The organism is Bacillus sp. FJAT-27225 (assembly GCF_001685025.1).
Lineage (GTDB): Bacteria > Bacillota > Bacilli > Bacillales > Cytobacillaceae > Bacillus_D.
The window spans coordinates 233,082-249,607 of sequence record NZ_MAYU01000023.1 but is presented as its reverse complement, the minus strand read 5'-3'; the positions used below and the strand labels follow the sequence as shown (position 1 = coordinate 249,607).

The following is a 16,526-nucleotide window of genomic DNA, read 5'->3' as shown; positions in this document are numbered from 1 at the left end:
TCCTATGCGATGCCGAGGAACTTCCGCCGCATTTCTTCATCTTCTCTCAGAATATTCATCGGACCGTTTGAAACTGTCCGGCCATCATCGACAATATAAAAACTGTCACCAATTGTGCTGGCCATCATGAAGTTTTGCTCAACAAGGATGATGGTTGTTGTTTCTTTCATCTGCCGAATTGAATCCATCACCTTTTCAACAACAATGGGCGCAAGCCCCTTGCTTGGTTCATCAATGAGAAGCAGCTCATTGTCATTTACGTAGGCTCTCGCAATGGAGAGCATTTGTTTTTGCCCGCCACTAAGTTGGCCGCCTGGCTTTTTCCAAAATTTCTTCAAGTCAGGAAAAAGGTCAAGGATATAGTTCAGCCTCTTGGTTGTTGACTCGTTTTCCTTTTTCATCGCAACCTTGATATTCTCCTCGACAGTCAGCCCGGCAAAAACGCCCTGGTCTTCAGGAACGTAGCCGATACCCTTGTTGGCAATCTTATAAGGGGGAAGAGTTTTAATATCCTCGCCTTTGTAGTGAATCGATCCTTTTGTGGCAGGATTTAGGCCCATAATTGTCCTTAAGGTAGTCGTCTTTCCGGCACCGTTCCGGCCAAGCAAAACGGTGACCTCCCCCTTCGGAACTTCAAACGAAACTCCCTGAAGGATGTGGTATTGGCTTATATACGTTTCAACGTTATCAAGCTTTAGCAGCGTGCTCACTATGCAACCCTCCCAAATAAGCAGACTGGACTGTTTCATTTTTCATAATTTCCTCAGGAGTTCCATCTGCCAATAAAGCGCCGTTGAACAACACCATGATTGAATCCGACAAATCCATTATCATATCCATTTTGTGTTCAATTAGAATGATCGTACGGTCACCTCGCTGCTTGATTTTCTTAATGACCTCGAGAATCGCCGGAACTTCTTCAAGTGACATGCCCGCGGTCGGCTCATCAAGCAGCAGCACCTCGGTGTTCAGCGCGAGCAGCATGGCAATTTCAAGTTTCCGTTTCTCGCCGTGTGCGAGGTTAGCCGCAAGGGCATCCTTCTTATCTTCTAGCAGGACAAGCTTTAGCCAGTCTGTTGCTTCCTCCTCAAGCTTTTTATACGACTCGAAATGCCTTAACATCTGATAACGGATACCTGCCTGGGATTGGACAGCCAAGCGCACATTTTCCATTACGGTCAAGTTTGGGAACACATTTGTAATCTGAAAGGAACGGCCAATTCCGGCACGAGTCCTTTTTGTTGGAGAAAGCTTTGTAATTTCCCTTCCCTTATATAGAACCTGGCCCTTTGTCGGCAGCAACTGGCCGCTCAACAAATTAAAGAAGGTTGTTTTTCCGGCACCATTCGGGCCGATGATCGACTTGAAATGGTTCTCCGGGACAGATATGGTCACTGAATCAACAGCCGTATGGCCACCGAATGTGATCGTTAAATCCTTTGTTTCCAAAATCGTATTCATCTTGTTCACCACCCGGTTTCTTTTTGAAAAAATTACGCTTGTTTTGAAAAGAACAATGAACTTCGGCTGCGTGACCGAAGTTCATTATCCTATTATTTGTTACGAATCGGCGGAGCTGTCTCTTCAGGAGACAGTTCCCTGATCAGGACTGGAACTGGATAGTTGAAACCATCCTTCTTCTCAAGCTTGATGGCATAAAGGGATTGAAGTGCTTGGTGATCTTCTTTTCTGAATGTCATCTTACCCTTTGGTGACTCAAAGCTCATACCTTCCATCGTACTAATCAATGTATCGGTGTCTGTGTCACCTTCAGTCTTCTTTAAAGCCTCAACAATCGCAATTGCAGCGGACATGCCCCCTGGAGTGAACAAGTCAGGAACATCGCCGTTAAATTTCTTCTTATGCTCATCAACAAGCCATTTGTTAATGTCGTTTTGCGGCAGGTCATGGTAGTACACCGTGAAGCCTTCCATGCCGACTAGCGGCTCCATCGTTGCAAGCGCAGCAATATCAGGTGCGCCAGTGGAAATCTTAATGCCTTTTTCCTGAACTTTCATGTCAGCAATTTGGTTCCACGGGGAGTTTGCACCCGCCCAAACAACAAACAGGTATTCAGGCTTTTTGTCTACAATTTTTTGAATGTTAGATGTGAAGTCTGTAGCAGCTGGGTCAGCGTACTCTTCATGGATGATTTCCGCGCCTAGCTTTTCGGCCGCTTCTTTAAAGGCAGCGACACCGTCACGCCCGAAGGAGTAATCTGGAGCGAGTGTTGCAATCTTCGTTCCTTTCTTGGCAATGGCAGCAGCTCCTGCAACGGCATCCTGGGACGAGTTCCGTGCCGTACGGAAAATGTACTTATTGAATTCCTCGCCAGTGATACTGTCCGCGGCAGCCGGCTCTACGATCATGATTTTTTCATACTCTTCAGCAAGCGGCAGGACAGCGAGTGTGTCACCAGAGCTTGATGATCCGACCAGGAAATCAACCTCGTCTTCTTCGAGTAGCTTGGTTGCCTTCTGGACAGCGACTTCCGGTTTTGTTTCAGTATCTTCTACAATAAATTTAATCTCTCTTCCAGCAACTTTATTGGTGCCATCCGTTGCATAAGCTAGGCCTAGTTCAAATCCGCGAAGCGTCTGTTTTCCATAGGCTTCGAGTCCGCCCGTCTGGGAAGCAAGGACACCGATTTTGATTGGCTCGGTGTTCTTTTCACCGCCTCCGCCACCTCCGCCTTTACTTGTTGAACCGCCAGCCTCTTCGTCCCCACATGCACTTGCAAATAAGAGAACCATTACGAGCATAACGAGTAGTCCAATATTCCGTTTTGCCTTCACTTTTTTCTTCCCCCTTTTAAAATGGTAATCGAAAGCCTTAAGCTGTGAGTTCATCTTAAAAGCAGGAAGTTGCAAATGAGTTACATTAAAAAAATCTCCCTTCAATTAAGGGAGACCGATGTTTTAATTAAATATATAAATTAAAAGTGTACCTTTTGAGATACTTAAAATGGCTCGCAGTTGCTGAAAAATAGGTACTCTGAATTTCGGCAATAATTTGGGGGCTCGGACACCCAAATTGTCCACGAAAACCTGTTTGCTGGACATTTTCCTCGACCTCGGACACCCAAATTGTCCACGAAACTGTTTGGTGCGTATTCCCTCTGCCTCATAGGTATGAATTGCATGTATATATAAAGCTGGACGTATCAGAGAGTACTATATATCCTTACTTAGTTTTGCTGATGGCAAACCAGAACCGCCTCTTCAACTGCGGGCTTGGATGATCATTTCATGCATGTGCCTGGTTGGTTCGAGCGGGGTGACGCCAAGCTCTTCCTCGAGGATTTCGCAGCATTTTTTGTACCATTTGATTGCCTGAGGACGATTGTTTTTCCGGTAATAGCAGAACATCAATAGCCGGTAGGCCTCCTCCCATGTCCGGTCCTTTTCTAGGATACGCTGGCACCAATGGATAGCGGCATCATAGTTCTCTTTTCTGACATTCAACTGGGCCAGCTTTTCGGCGCTGCGCAAGAAATAGACCACCAGCCGCTCGCGTTCATTGATGCACCAATCCTCGTAACGTTTATCAGGAAGAAAATCACCTTGATAAAATTGAAGGGCGCGTTCCAGGTATTCTCCTGATTTTTCAGGGTTGGTCTCGACCAATCCGCTTTCGGCCAGCTCTTCAAATTGCCCAGAGTCCAGTTCGATCGCGGCAAGCGGATTAATTCCATATCCACTCCCTTCCCTTATGATAAAAAACGAAGCCGAACGGGCCTTTCGCGCTGGTTCAAGAACATTGTTAAGTGCATTCAACGCCACCTTGAAATCCCGGTCGGCACTCTTTTCCGGCTGTTCGGGCCAAAGCAACTGAAAAATATCTTCCTTCAAAAGAAATTGTTTTTTCTTTGTTAAAAAAAGCTGGAATAACTCCTTTGCCTTTCCCCTTTGCCATTCACGGTCATACACTTCCCTGCCTCCAAGCCAGACCTTAAAGTGACCAAGTACCTGGACTCTTACTGTATATCCCGGATGCGCGCTTAATCGGGGCAAGTTCATGTCCTCCAGCATTTTTTCTGAGTAGGAAGGCATGATTCCCTGTTTGATGGCATTAATGAGCATCGGTGCAAAGATTTGCATGTCACGCGGACTGAAGATTGTTCTTTTTTTTATAAAAAATTCATACTCGCCTGTTTTCATCAAGGTAAGAAATCTGGCAAAGGAATCTTTGAACTCCTGTTCGTCTTCAATCAAATAAGCATAATAGGCATGCCAAAACGCAACGAGCATTTTTCCAAACTCATCCCCGCATTCCGTAACCAGCCCGCTTGCTTTATGAAAATAATTCCTTGCTTCCTCGAGTTTGTTGTTATCGATCGCTGCCATTCCCATGCAAAGGGTAATGAGTGCAGAAAGCCAAATATCTTTGACGGTCTCAGTTTCAGCGAGGGCAAGCCTGCCAGCCTCTAGTGCTTTTTCATATTCGCGGCGGCTACCGTACAAAACACAAAGTCCCATTAGAGGCTCCGCTTTGCCTCTTTCAACATTCAGGCGCCCCATGATTTCAAGGGATGTCTGATAGCATTGTTCGGCTAGATGGAGTTCATACTGGCCAATCAGCTGAACTGCATGCCCCATCCGAATCCAGCCGCAGCCCTCTACATAAGGTGCCTGGATTTTTATGCCATGTTGAATGCCCGACTGTGCCAGCTCCTTCGCTTTACGGCCATTTCCTGTAAACGCCTCAAGCAGTGCCAACAGCAAATCGGTTTCCCGATGGGACTGCGGCAGCGCTTGTTTACTGGACGAATCGGCCAGTGGAATAGCAGGCTCCAATAGTTGCCGCATCTTTTCAAACCTTCCCGTCCGAAGGTAAAGCCTTGCCTGAAGGTTTCCATCCTCAACCGGCGTTCCCATTGCCCTTGCCCTTTCCATCCACTTTTCCGCCTTTAATGCCTGGCCGGAATTGATAAGATTCTCGGCAAGCAGCCGGTACAGTCTCCCCGTATCTTCAACAGAGCTGTCTGGAAGGTTCTTTTCGCGAAGCTCGATCGCTTGGGCAAGAATCCGTTCAGCCTTTAATGGCTGTATGGTATCCAGGTAAATCTTGGCCTTTCCTTCAAGCGCCTTGCATTTCCATTCCAAATCAACGGATGTTTCGGCTGCTTGAATGGCTTGTTCATATAATGTTTCAGCATCTTTGTAGTTAGAGCGGAACCGATTAACCTCAGCCTCGAGGAACAGCAGCCGGGAATACCGTTGTTTTTCAGACAAGGGAATTTTCGTAAGCCTCTCATGAAGGCTTTCCAGCTTACCGTTTTGGAGCAGCCTCATCCCCTGCTCGTTCATAACCGCGGCAGCCGCATCAAATTGGCCAATTTTCTCATAGCAGTACAGGGCCTCTTCCCATTGGCTATTGCGTTCATAAAAACGGGCACTGTTCAGCATAAGCTGGCGATGCAGGGCGGGCTGGTTAGCAACGAACCGCTCCTCGAGAAATTCGCGGAACAGCGCATGATACCGGTATTGGCTTTCACCAATCTGGTGAATGAACAGATTTTTTGCAGTCAACTGTTGAAGCATCGCAAGTGAGCCGTTCATTCCCAGTACATAATCACAGACATCGATGCTGATTTCCTCGAATATCGAGGTTTGTTCGAGAAATTGCTGAATCATCGGCGGCTGTTTCGAAAAGACCTCGTGAACCAGGTATTGAAACAAATCTTCCAATGACTTTGACGGCTGGACCAACAAGTCGTCCAGGCTCCGCAAATGGGGAAGCTGCTGGGCAATCATCCCGATCGCAATAACCCATCCTTCGGTAAGTGAGAAAAGTTGTTCTAGCTGCTCATCTGGGAGCTCCATCTCGTAGGAATCACTTAACAACAGTTCAATCTCATCTTTACCAAAAAGCAAATCCGCTTTTGTTAGCTCGTTCAGTTCATTTCTCGCCTTCATTCTTGAAAGGATCTTCCAGCCTGGCCTTGTCCTTGTTGAAATGACCAAATGAAGATTACCCGGCATATGCTCGAGCAGCATTTCCATCCAGACATTGATATGGTAGGAATGCTCTATCGAATGAAAATCATCAAGAATCATAACCATAGGCTCATGAATGGTCATCATTTCATTTATAAAAATAGAACACAGCCTGCTAAGTTCTTCATCCCGAATATATCGGTCCATCGATTTAATATAGGTTTCTAATTCCAGGCCAAACTCAGGAAATTTCGTCCGTACAGAGGCAATTAAATACGATATAAAAGGAAGAATATCGTCATCGGAGGGGGATATCGTGTACCAGCTGCAATCCTGTTTCTCATCCTGGACATACATAACGAGCGCAGAGCTTTTCCCATACCCTGCGCCAGCCTGGATAATCGTCAGTGGTTTTGAAGTAACCGCTTTCAATTTCCTGGAAACAGCCGACCTTCTTATCCATTGGTCTTGCTGAGCTGGGACAACCAATTTTGTTTTGATTAACGGCAATGTTCCCTGCATAGTATCTCCGTCCCATTTTTTGTAATTTTGAAACTATTTTAACATAAAACTCTTACTCTTGGAGAAGATGTTTAAAATAAAGTAACCTTCCCATTGAATCTTTAGGAATCTAATGTTCTCAAGTTGGGGAAAAGCCGTCTTCGTTAATTTCCAGTAAAAACTACTATATTTACCCCCAAAAGCACAGACTTCAAACCTAAACATCTTTTGTTGGCCATTTTAATTTTTTTAATTATACGTGAATGATTTGTCATGAAACTCTTGAGTATCTATTAATAACTTTGTCACATAATTTTTCACGGTAAAGTCACTTAGAACGTCTATTAATACTCTGTCACTTTATTTTTTCCCGCAAAGTCACTAAAGAAGATTATCAACCAGGCCACCCTATCATTCTGCAAATAGTAGAAATTCAACAAGAGTTCCAAGGTACATACTACACCTATGAGGAGGAGATTGAGTGGATCGGATTTTCAGGTGGATTGTCAGATCCTTGTTCGCACCTGTGACGGGAAGTGCCGGGGCAATTGCAAGTACACTTGGTTTTTTTCTCGCCTTCTTGCCTTTAGACCGTTTCAACATACCGCTACTTTTCGTATTGGTAGCTACATCCCTTTTGTTTCGCCTTAATATCATCGCTTTGTTTCTTGGAACATTGATTACCTTTTTCGTTCCGCACATCCGGCAGTTGCCTCTATTGGATTTGCCACTAGTGGAGGATATTCAGTTCATTTCTGATTTTAAAGCTAGATTTGAAGCTTCCCCTGCCGCTGCCTCGGGGATTGTTGGAGGCTTCGTTGGCCTCATCACCTATTTTTTCTTTCACTGGTTTTATAATTTGGGCTTGAAAACAGCAGAGGCTAATCAGGAGTCAGTATTCCTTGACCCCGCAAAAAGGCGCTGGTCCATTATTAAACGAATGGCTGTCGGCTTTATTTTATTGGTTGTTTTTGTTTCAACTATTTTTATTGAAAGCCTGGCGAAAAACCCAGTATTTCCCGAGCTCCAGCTAAATGATACGGATACCGCACAAAATAAAATTGAACCCATTAACGAAAGTTTAATTGATCGGGAATTAGAATCCCAGTTATCTAGAACAAAAGCTAAGAATGCACCTGAGAATCTAGGCAAGCTTACTGATAAACAGCTCTCTGCGAAACAAGAGATTTACGCATTTTACGTCAACTGGGATGAAAATAGTAAATTGTCTTTCCAAAAACATAAAGAAACAATTACTACCCTTGTACCGGAGTGGCTTCAGCTTACGTCCGAACTCAGGCTTAAAACTACCATTGACAAGTCGATTGTCGAAGAGGCAAAGAAAAATAATATTAAAATCCTTCCACTCGTTAATAATGTTGTAGATAACAAGTGGGATGGTGATACATTGCACCGACTTTTTACAGTTCCAGGGGCTGAGGAAGAATTTATTAAAAATATGATGCGCTATGTAAAACGAAATGAATTTGACGGGATAAACATAGACTTTGAGGAAGTCCATCCAAAAGACAGGGATGAATTCAGCCAGTTTATGGACAAATTGTACAATGTCTTTCACCCCAAAGGACTTATGGTCACTGTAGACGTCCCGCCGGACAATCCGAGTTTCGACTATTCTTCTCTTGCAAAACGTTCTGACCGGGTATTCGTCATGCTCTATGATAGGCATCATGCCGAAAGTTCGCCCGGTCCGATTGCCCCACAGAAATGGGCAAAGGAGAGCCTAAGCCAACTCAAGATTCCCTCAGAAAAACTGATTGTGAGTCTTGGTAACTATGGATACAACTGGAAGGAAGGTTCAAAACAGCCGGCAGAACCCATTGCGTTCAGCGAAATTATGGAGTTGGGAAGTCACTCCAACCTTCAAATCCATTGGAACAGCAAGGCTGGGAATCCTTATCTCCGTTATAAGCAAGGGAACAACAATCATACGGTTTGGTTCCTCGACGCTGCGACATTTTACAACCAAATGAGGCTGGCTATTGATAGCGGTTCACGTGGAATCGCCTTATGGCGCCTCGGTTCCGAGGATCCGTCGATTTGGAACTTCCTAAATAACCCTGAACAAATGCAAAACCCATCTGCAGCTTTGAAAACGTTGACAGACAACAAGCAGGATATCGCGATCGGTACTGGGGAGATTTTAAAGGTTTCAAAGGCCGAATCTGGCAATCGAAAAATCGAACAGGATACAAACGGCTTAATTCATTCCGTGGATTACGCTAAGCTGCCAAAACCTTTTAAAGTGACTCAATATGGCAAACCCGCTTCGAAGAAAATCGTTCTTTCGTTCGATGATGGACCGGACCCAGCCTACACGTCACAAATTCTTGATATTTTGAAAAAGAATAATATTAAAGGAACATTCTTTATTGTTGGGGAAAATGCCCTCAAGCATCAGGGCCTGGTGAAACGAATGCATGATGAGGGCCATGAAATTGGCAGCCATACATTTACACACCCTGATGTAACATCGATTTCGCCGTTTCAAATGAAAATGGAGTTAAATCTCAATCAGCGGTTATTTCAACAAATCACAGGCCACTCAATGACTCTTTTTCGGCCGACCTATGATGCTGATACAGTACTCAAGAAAAAGGGCGAACAGCAAGCAGCCCTGGAAGCTCAGAAACTGGGTTACACAATGGTTGGAGAATCGATCGACTCCGATGATTGGAGAACTTTGTCATCGACCGAAATAGTCAAGGAAGTCATGAAGCAGCTTCCTGAAGGAAATATTATTTTAATGCATGATGCAGGGGGTGACCGTTCCAGTACGGTCGAGGCTTTGCCTTTAGTCATTAAGGAGCTTAAAGACCGGGGTTATTCGTTTACCACTGTCGGAGAATTGCTGGGAAAAAGCAACGAAGAGATTATGCCTCCCGTTGATGAGAGCAATCCTTATCTTGTCTATAACAAGGCAGTATTCACTATTATGCAGGGCTGGAAAAAAGGCCTTACCGTTCTATTCTATTCTGTTATTCTGTTAGGAATCATAAGACTCACTTTGTTCCTTTTCCTTTCAAGGAAACAGATTAAAAGAGCTGAAAAAAAACCGCTTGACCCTGACTTCACACCGTTTGTAAGTGTTGTAATTGCTGCCTACAATGAAGAGAAGGTTATTTGCAAAACGGTAGATTCAATATTGGCTAGCAATTATCCATGCTTTGAAGTGCTAGTCATTGATGATGGCTCAAAGGACCGTACAGCTGACCTTGTCCAAAAAACATATGGAAGCAATCGCCTCGTTCGATTAATTAAAAAGGACAACGGCGGAAAATCTTCTGCAGTGAACCTTGGCTTTAAAGAAGCCCGAGGGGAAATCGTAGTGGCTCTCGACGCTGATACACTGATTGCCGAAAATGCCATCTCCCTGCTCGTAAGCCATTTTACCGATAACCTAGTTGCCGCTGTTTCCGGAAATGTGAAGGTCGGCAATAAAGGGAACCTGCTTACAAAATGGCAGCATATCGAGTATGTTACTGGTTTCAACCTGGAAAGGCGGGCCTTTGCGGCACTCAATTGCATAACGGTTGTACCGGGTGCGATTGGTGCATGGAGAAAATCCGCTGTTGCAGAAGCAGGCTATTTTAAAGAAGATACACTTGCCGAGGATACCGATCTTACTCTTACACTATTGCGAAACGGTAAAAAAATCGAGTTCGAAGAAAAGGCATATGCCTTCACAGAAGTTCCGGAAGACGTTAAAAGCCTGGCAAAGCAGCGATACCGCTGGGTTTATGGTACATTGCAATGCCTCTGGAAGCATCGGGATGCTTTATTTAATACAAAGCATCACTCATTAGGGTATATCGCTCTTCCGAACATGTGGATCTTCCAGTATTTTTATCAACTCGTAGCACCGATTGCCGACCTTTTGTTCATCATGGCACTGTTTACTCCGCACCCTGAGAGAGCAGTTATTGGCTTTATTCTGTTTTACCTGTTGGATTTCCTGGCTGCCCTTTATGCGTTCAGCTTGGAAAAGGAAAGCCCCAAGCCGCTAATCTCGCTCTTTCTGCAGCGAATTTTGTACAAGCAAATCATGACATACGTGGTCATCAAGTCCATCTTCTCCGCCATCAAAGGAGTAACCGTCGGCTGGGGCAAACTAAACCGAAACGGCAACGCAATCCAGTCAACCAACAGAGATGGTTCTAGTTTGCCAGGCTAACAAAAGTAAATTGCAATCCTTGAACTAACATAGAGGCAGGCCTAAGAATACATTTTAGGTCCGCCTCTTCTTTTTGGTATTTAACCTTTTTTTCATTGATAGAGTATTATTAAACGAAGAATTTATCTCAGTTAGTAGAAAAGTTTATCCGGGTTTAAGATTTTATCCGGAGATTTGAAGTATTTATCCGAGGAAATTTTATTATATCCGAGGATTCTTTGGCATATATCCGATATTTTCACACTTCAGACACAATCCGTTCGTGCATCGAAAACCTACCACCAAGTAAACGATCTTACAGAATCCATTTAGTTGCATCAGCCAAACATCCCCGGTGGTTTACCTCTCCAGGAAATGTCCCAAATAAAAAAGTTGACCCATAAGGAACGTGTGTAAACGACCTTATGAATCAACCTGCTAATTATCCGTTTAAATTTTTCGTTTCATTGTTTTCTTTTTGTCCCTGCTTTGCGGCAGTCTTTTCTTTCGCAGCTTGGGAGACCTCTTTCCCGCGGTTGGTAGTGGCTTTTTCGGACGCATTTGGATTCGGTCCAGTTGTCTTTGGTTCGGTAACAGGCGCTGGCTTTATAGTTTGTTTCGGCGCAGCTGATGCAGGAGGCTTAGTTGGTTCAGGCTGCGGTTTTGCTGCGGCCGTCCCCTTTTTGGTTGAAGCTTGTGTTGCTGTCGCCGCAGGTTTTGTTGGAGCTTGTGTTGCTGTCGCCGCAGGTTTTGTTGGAGCTGTTGCAGCTGGTTTATTTATAGTGACTGTGGATTGTGGCTTTGCCCCGGATTGTTTTGTTGTGACTGGCTTTACTGTCACTGGCTCCGTTAACGCTGATTGCCTTGTCCCTGCTGCTATGCCCCCAGATTCCTGGTCGCTTTTCGTTGCCGAGTTAAGCTCTTTTGTTTTAGGTCTCTCCTGAGAAGGCTTTGTTTGCTTCATTTTCACCGTTGTTTTTGGTGCTTCCGCTTTTGCAGTCTGCCCGATTATATCCGCTTTTTTTAATCCTTCCGAAATAGCGGAGGCACTCTCTTTGATTACTTTTTTAGTAGCGTCCTCAAATAATACTACATTGGTGACAGAAAATGTTACAGCCCCCGCCAGAATCATTGGGAGGGCTCCCTTAAATCGCTTCATCTCATTACCCCGTTTGTTGTTTTATCCTATTGAAAGGATACGAGCCGACCACTTCCTATTAAGGGGGTAACGTATCGTTTTGTTTTCCAATCAATTCATTCCAATTCTACTAATATGCATGAATTCATCTATTCCGTCCTGTATAATCAAGACAATCTTAATAAAACTGGCAGGTGGATTGTAATGATAGGTAAAAAAGTCCGATGGGGCATAATTGGCTGCGGCAATGTAACAGAAGTAAAAAGCGGCCCGGCATTCCAGAAATCAATGAATTCAGAGTTGGTTGCGGTCATGCGGAGAAATGGCGAACTGGCAAAGGACTACGCGAGACGGCACAATGTTCCTAAATGGTATGATAATGCAGAATTGCTTATCAATGATCCTGAAGTTGACGCTGTTTATATCGCTACACCACCAGGCTCGCATAAAGAATATACATTGAAGGCTGCACAGGCTGGCAAACCCATCTATGTTGAAAAACCGATGGCCTTAAACTTTGCCGAATGCGAAGAGATGATCACTGCATGCAAGGCAGCTGGTGTTCCTTTGTATGTGGCCTACTACCGAAGAGCACAGCCGCGGTTTTTAAAGATAAAAGAACTGCTGGATATGAACGCAATCGGTGACGTTCGGTTCGTGTCAACCACGCAGCATCAAATGGCTTCGGAAGACGTGAAAGACCCTGCCAATCTACCATGGAGGGTTCAGCCTGAACTTTCAGGCGGAGGGTTGTTTTATGACCTTGGCAGCCACACTCTTGATCTATTGGATTTTTTGCTTGGCCCAATTAAAGAAGTGAAAGGCTTCGCTTCAAACCAGGCAGGCTGCTACCAGGCGGAGGATATTGTTACAGGAACCTACCGTTTTGAATCAGGAGCCCACGGTATAGGCAGCTGGTGCTTTTCAGCCTTTGAAAATAAAGGTGTCAATGAAATCATCGGCAGCAAAGGCAAAATAACGTTTTCCACATTTGGAAATGATCCGGTCGTCCTGGAAACAGCCGCAGGCAGCGAGCAGTGGAGCTTTGAGCCGCCCCGGCACGTTCACCAGCCACTGGTTGAAACCGTTGTAGCAGAGTTGACGGGAAGCAGCGGGGTTTGTCCAAGCACGGGTGAAACAGGCTCCAGAGCGAGCTGGGTCATGGATGAGCTGACCAAATCTTTTTACAGCTAATTATTTTTTTAGCAGCTATCTTGAGCGAACGAAAAGGGCATCCATTTCAAAACTGGATGCCCTCTTTTTTATGGATTAAAATGAACTAACTCCAGTGGCATGTAACGGCTCGCCTGCAGCCAAACCAAGTGCCTCTGCAGTAGAAGTCTCTATTTCGCGAATAAGCTGCGGGTTGTTCGCCAGCGACTCGCCGAACGAAGGAATCATTTCCTTTAGTTTTGGCGCCCACTCAAACATATGCTGCGGGAAGCATCTTTCCATGACCTCAAGCATGACGTTGACAGCTGTCGAAGCACCTGGGGAAGCACCGAGCAATGCAGCTACGGAGCCATCCGCGGCACTGATAACTTCGGTACCGAATTGCAGCGTTCCTTTGCCGCCTGTTTCAGTATCCTTAATCACTTGGACACGTTGCCCCGCAACAATGATGTCCCAATCCTCACTCTTGGCATTCGGAATAAATCCTCTAAGCTCTTCGATCCGCTGTTCCTTTGATAGCATAAGCTGCTGAATCAAGTATTTTGTCAAAGGGATATTTTTCGCCCCAGCCGCTATCATCGTTCCAAAATTACTAGGCTTGATAGAAGCAGGGAAGTCAAGCAAGGATCCTGTCTTCAAAAACTTCGGAGAGAAGCCGGCAAAAGGGCCGAACAGCAATGATTTTTGTCCATCAATAAACCGTGTGTCAAGGTGCGGCACAGACATTGGAGGCGCTCCAACCGCTGCTTTCCCATAAACTTTTGCATGATGCTGGGCGACCACTTCCGGATTTTTGCAAACAAGGAACAGTCCACTAACCGGGAAGCCTCCAACATTCTTGCTTTCCGGTATGCCCGTTTTTTGCAGCAATGGCAAACTTCCGCCACCGGCACCGATGAATACAAATTTTGAAGTATGGCGTTCTACGGTACCGCTTTCAAGATTTTTAATCTTTAATTCCCATAAGCTATCGCTTGTCCGTTTTAAATCCTCGACCTTGTGTTTATAGTTAATCTCGACACCTTTTCTCTTTAAATGTTCAAACAGCATTCGTGTGAGCGCTCCAAAGTTGACATCAGTACCGGAGTCAATCTTTGTTGCGGCAATTGGCTCATCCGATCTGCGGCCTTCCATCATTAGTGGCATCCACTTCTCGAGAATATCTGGATCCTCTGAATATTCCATTCCATGAAAAAGCGGACTGTCTGATAGCGCTTTAAATCGCCTTTTTAAAAAAGAGACGTCTTTTTCCCCTTTAACAAAACTCATATGTGGAAGCTGTCTAATAAAATCCTGTGGATTATGAATTAAATTCTTTTTTACTAAATGAGACCAAAATTGCTGTGAAACCCTAAACTGCTCATTAATTTTAATGGCCTTGCCTATATCTATCGAACCGTCTGGCTTTTCGACGGTATAGTTTAGCTCGCAAAGTGCGGCATGCCCGGTACCTGCATTATTCCATTCGTTCGAGCTTTCTACCCCTGCACTTTCAAGCTTCTCAAAAATAGTAATCTTCCAATCTGGCATTAATTCTTTCAGCAAAGTTCCCAAAGTCGCACTCATGATTCCGGCACCAATTAAAATTACGTCTGATTTCGTTTGTCCGTTACTCATTTCTACCATCCTTCTCCCCTAAGTTTGCAGAAAGGATGTAGGCGCTCCTGCCTTTGTCTTACAGCAAGCCGGCGCGTCCTATTCACACACCTTTTCTGTATCAATTAAACTTTGAATATTATATCACAAATAGTAGGAAAATTTAAACATTATGCTATTATAATAGTGGGAAACTTGTAAATTAAGGCCTTTATCCTATAAAAACAGAGGTTTACGAGAGCAAAATCTGTTTATATCTGTTGAATTTGAAAAATTCTTTTTTGAAGTCCTGTTGATTGGAGAGGAAGGCGTGAAGACTCCTGCGGGAGCAGCGTGACAGGTGAGACCCCACAGACGCCAACGGCGGCGAGGAGGCTCACCGCACGCCCCGCGGAAAGCGAAGCGCCTGGAACGGAAATCAACAGGCATTTAGAAAATATTAATTTCAATCTATTAAGAAGGCACTATTTGACGTTTTAACAGTCAAATAAATATACAAAGATTATTTCTATATAGTTGTGGAGAATTAAAAGATTGGGAATACCCCTAATTGCTAAGCCAAAAAAGAAAAAAGATGCAAAAAAGAATCAAGACTCTTTTTTCGCACCTATGATATTTACGCAAGAGCCCGATAAGCTTTTTGCCACTTCATTCAACTTCTTTATAAATGCTGATTTCCGTACTTTCGCGCATGCTCCTGAGCTGTGGGACGATTCTTTTATGTTCGCTTTGATGTGCACTGGCCAGGCTTAAATACTCTTCAAGATTCACTTCAGGTTTGAGTTTTTGTTTGCAGACAACCTTAATCATTCGGTCTGCTCCTTTCTTAATACGTCCCCTTTACGTCCAGTGTCTGTGCCGTTACATTCTTTTTTTTAAACGTGGATCTATTGATTTTTCCCTGCAATTTTTCGTAATAAAAGTCCGGGTCTACTGGCAAACTGACTGGTTCATTCAGCCAGGAAGATAGGTAGATCGCATTTGTGATTTCCAATGCAAGCAGCCCTTCTTCCCCAGGCGAAAGCAAAGGCGTTCCCTTCGCAATTGCGTCGATCCAGTTCTGGATGATAAAGGCATGATTGCCGTTCTCGCTTTCTACAGGAATTGTGATTTTCTCATATTCCGGGGTACCGAATCCACCTTTGAAGGAGGCATTAAATGCACGTTCGGATTGGGCTAGTTTATAAAAAACAAGTTCTTCATTCTCGGCAACGATTTTCCCGCGGTCGCCAACAATTTCATACCGATTCGTACCTGGAGCTTCTCCTGTAGAAGCGATAATAACTCCAGTCGCCCCATTTTCATATTCCACAAAAGCGGTCACATCATCTTCAACTTCAATATCATGATACTTTCCTTCACCACAGACTGCACGAATGGCTTTTGGCATCAGTCCTGTCGTCCACTGCCATATATCCAATTGATGCAATACCTGATTCAAGAGAACCCCACCGCCTTCGCCCTTCCAGGTGGCGCGCCATGTACCTGAATCATAATAACTTTGCGGCCGGTAGGAATCAGTAATGATCCAATTCGTCCGCTTAATTTCACCAAGTTCACCCGAGTGGACCAGCTCGCGGATTTTTTGATAAAGGGGATTTGCCCGTTGGTTATACATGATGGCGAACACTTTGCCGGAAGCCTTCGCTGCATCATTCATTTCAAGGACATTTTTTGTGAAAACACCCGCCGGTTTTTCAACAAGAACATGAAGCCCTTTTGCAAATGCCTTTTTCGCCAAATCAGGATGGCTGTAATGTGGGGTCACAATTAGAACCGCATCAATCCCCGAATCCTCTATAAAGGAATCCTCATCCTTAAATATTTTCACATCTTTACTTGTATTGGCTTTGACCCATTCAATCCTTTTTTCATTCCGGCTGCAAACTGCCGCCAGCTCCGCTCCCTGAATTTGGCCTTTGTCCAGCATCTTGACATAGATGCTGCCCATATTGCCGATTCCGATGACACCCACTTTAATTGTACTCATTGAATACCACCTTTA

10 protein-coding genes are annotated in these 16,526 nt (G+C 44.5%); 2 read left to right on the top strand and 8 right to left on the bottom strand.

Annotation, left to right across the window (positions count from 1 at the left end; genetic code table 11):
* Window positions 1-2: 2 nt before the first annotated feature.
* From A8F94_RS20080 to A8F94_RS20065, 4 genes are all read right to left on the bottom strand, one after another.
* The gene (locus A8F94_RS20080; RefSeq protein WP_066204508.1) at window positions 3-710 is read right to left on the bottom strand and encodes an ABC transporter ATP-binding protein; all 708 of its coding nucleotides are present in this window, start codon (window positions 708-710) and stop codon (window positions 3-5) included.
* Window positions 688-1,461: an ABC transporter ATP-binding protein gene (locus A8F94_RS20075; RefSeq protein WP_066204505.1), complete on the bottom strand. Its 774-nt coding sequence runs from the start codon at window positions 1,459-1,461 to the stop codon at window positions 688-690. The genes A8F94_RS20080 and A8F94_RS20075 overlap by 23 nt, the downstream gene beginning before the upstream one ends.
* Window positions 1,462-1,553: 92 nt before the next feature.
* Window positions 1,554-2,762 carry a substrate-binding domain-containing protein gene (locus tag A8F94_RS20070; RefSeq protein ID WP_066205124.1) on the bottom strand — a complete coding sequence of 403 codons (1,209 nt, stop codon included), beginning with the start codon at window positions 2,760-2,762 and terminating at the stop codon, window positions 1,554-1,556.
* Between the two features lie 459 nt (window positions 2,763-3,221).
* Window positions 3,222-6,461, bottom strand: a complete 3,240-nt coding sequence (locus A8F94_RS20065; protein ID WP_066204503.1) for a BTAD domain-containing putative transcriptional regulator — start codon at window positions 6,459-6,461, stop codon at window positions 3,222-3,224.
* A gap of 838 nt (window positions 6,462-7,299) precedes the next feature.
* Between A8F94_RS20065 and A8F94_RS20060 the strand changes: the two genes are divergently transcribed.
* Window positions 7,300-10,635 (top strand): polysaccharide deacetylase family protein, encoded by a 3,336-nt coding sequence (locus A8F94_RS20060; RefSeq protein ID WP_066205119.1) that lies wholly within the window; start codon window positions 7,300-7,302, stop codon window positions 10,633-10,635.
* A gap of 421 nt (window positions 10,636-11,056) precedes the next feature.
* On the opposite strand, the gene A8F94_RS20055 is transcribed toward A8F94_RS20060, so the two are convergent.
* Window positions 11,057-11,773, bottom strand: coding sequence for a hypothetical protein (locus A8F94_RS20055; protein WP_139070147.1), 717 nt, complete (start codon window positions 11,771-11,773; stop codon window positions 11,057-11,059).
* A gap of 183 nt (window positions 11,774-11,956) precedes the next feature.
* Between A8F94_RS20055 and A8F94_RS20050 the strand changes: the two genes are divergently transcribed.
* Window positions 11,957-12,946, top strand: a complete 990-nt coding sequence (locus tag A8F94_RS20050; protein ID WP_066204493.1) for a Gfo/Idh/MocA family protein — start codon at window positions 11,957-11,959, stop codon at window positions 12,944-12,946.
* 75 nt (window positions 12,947-13,021) lie between these two features.
* On the opposite strand, the gene A8F94_RS20045 is transcribed toward A8F94_RS20050, so the two are convergent.
* The 3 genes from A8F94_RS20045 to A8F94_RS20040 form a co-directional block, all read right to left on the bottom strand.
* Window positions 13,022-14,542, bottom strand: a complete 1,521-nt coding sequence (locus tag A8F94_RS20045) for a malate:quinone oxidoreductase (protein WP_066205115.1) — start codon at window positions 14,540-14,542, stop codon at window positions 13,022-13,024.
* 627 nt (window positions 14,543-15,169) lie between these two features.
* Entirely contained in the window at window positions 15,170-15,331 is a 162-nt protein-coding gene (locus A8F94_RS25945) for a hypothetical protein (RefSeq protein WP_175384480.1), read from the bottom strand.
* Window positions 15,332-15,347: 16 nt separating this feature from the next.
* Complete coding sequence (locus A8F94_RS20040) at window positions 15,348-16,511, bottom strand: Gfo/Idh/MocA family protein (RefSeq protein ID WP_066204490.1); 1,164 nt, start codon at window positions 16,509-16,511, stop codon at window positions 15,348-15,350.
* Between the last annotated feature and the right edge of the window lie 15 nt (window positions 16,512-16,526).

Excerpts from the sequence above, each read along its gene's own strand:
- A8F94_RS20075 (WP_066204505.1), bottom strand. The coding sequence starts at position 1,461 with ATGAATACGATTTTGGAAACAAAGGATTTAACGATCACATTCGGTGGC.
- A8F94_RS20070 (WP_066205124.1), bottom strand. The coding sequence starts at position 2,762 with ATGCTCGTAATGGTTCTCTTATTTGCAAGTGCATGTGGGGACGAAGAG.
- A8F94_RS20065 (WP_066204503.1), bottom strand. The coding sequence starts at position 6,461 with ATGCAGGGAACATTGCCGTTAATCAAAACAAAATTGGTTGTCCCAGCT.
- A8F94_RS20055 (WP_139070147.1), bottom strand. The coding sequence starts at position 11,773 with ATGAAGCGATTTAAGGGAGCCCTCCCAATGATTCTGGCGGGGGCTGTA.
- A8F94_RS20050 (WP_066204493.1), top strand. The coding sequence starts at position 11,957 with ATGATAGGTAAAAAAGTCCGATGGGGCATAATTGGCTGCGGCAATGTA.
- A8F94_RS20045 (WP_066205115.1), bottom strand. The coding sequence starts at position 14,542 with ATGAGTAACGGACAAACGAAATCAGACGTAATTTTAATTGGTGCCGGA.
- A8F94_RS25945 (WP_175384480.1), bottom strand. The coding sequence starts at position 15,331 with ATGATTAAGGTTGTCTGCAAACAAAAACTCAAACCTGAAGTGAATCTT.
- A8F94_RS20040 (WP_066204490.1), bottom strand. The coding sequence starts at position 16,511 with ATGAGTACAATTAAAGTGGGTGTCATCGGAATCGGCAATATGGGCAGC.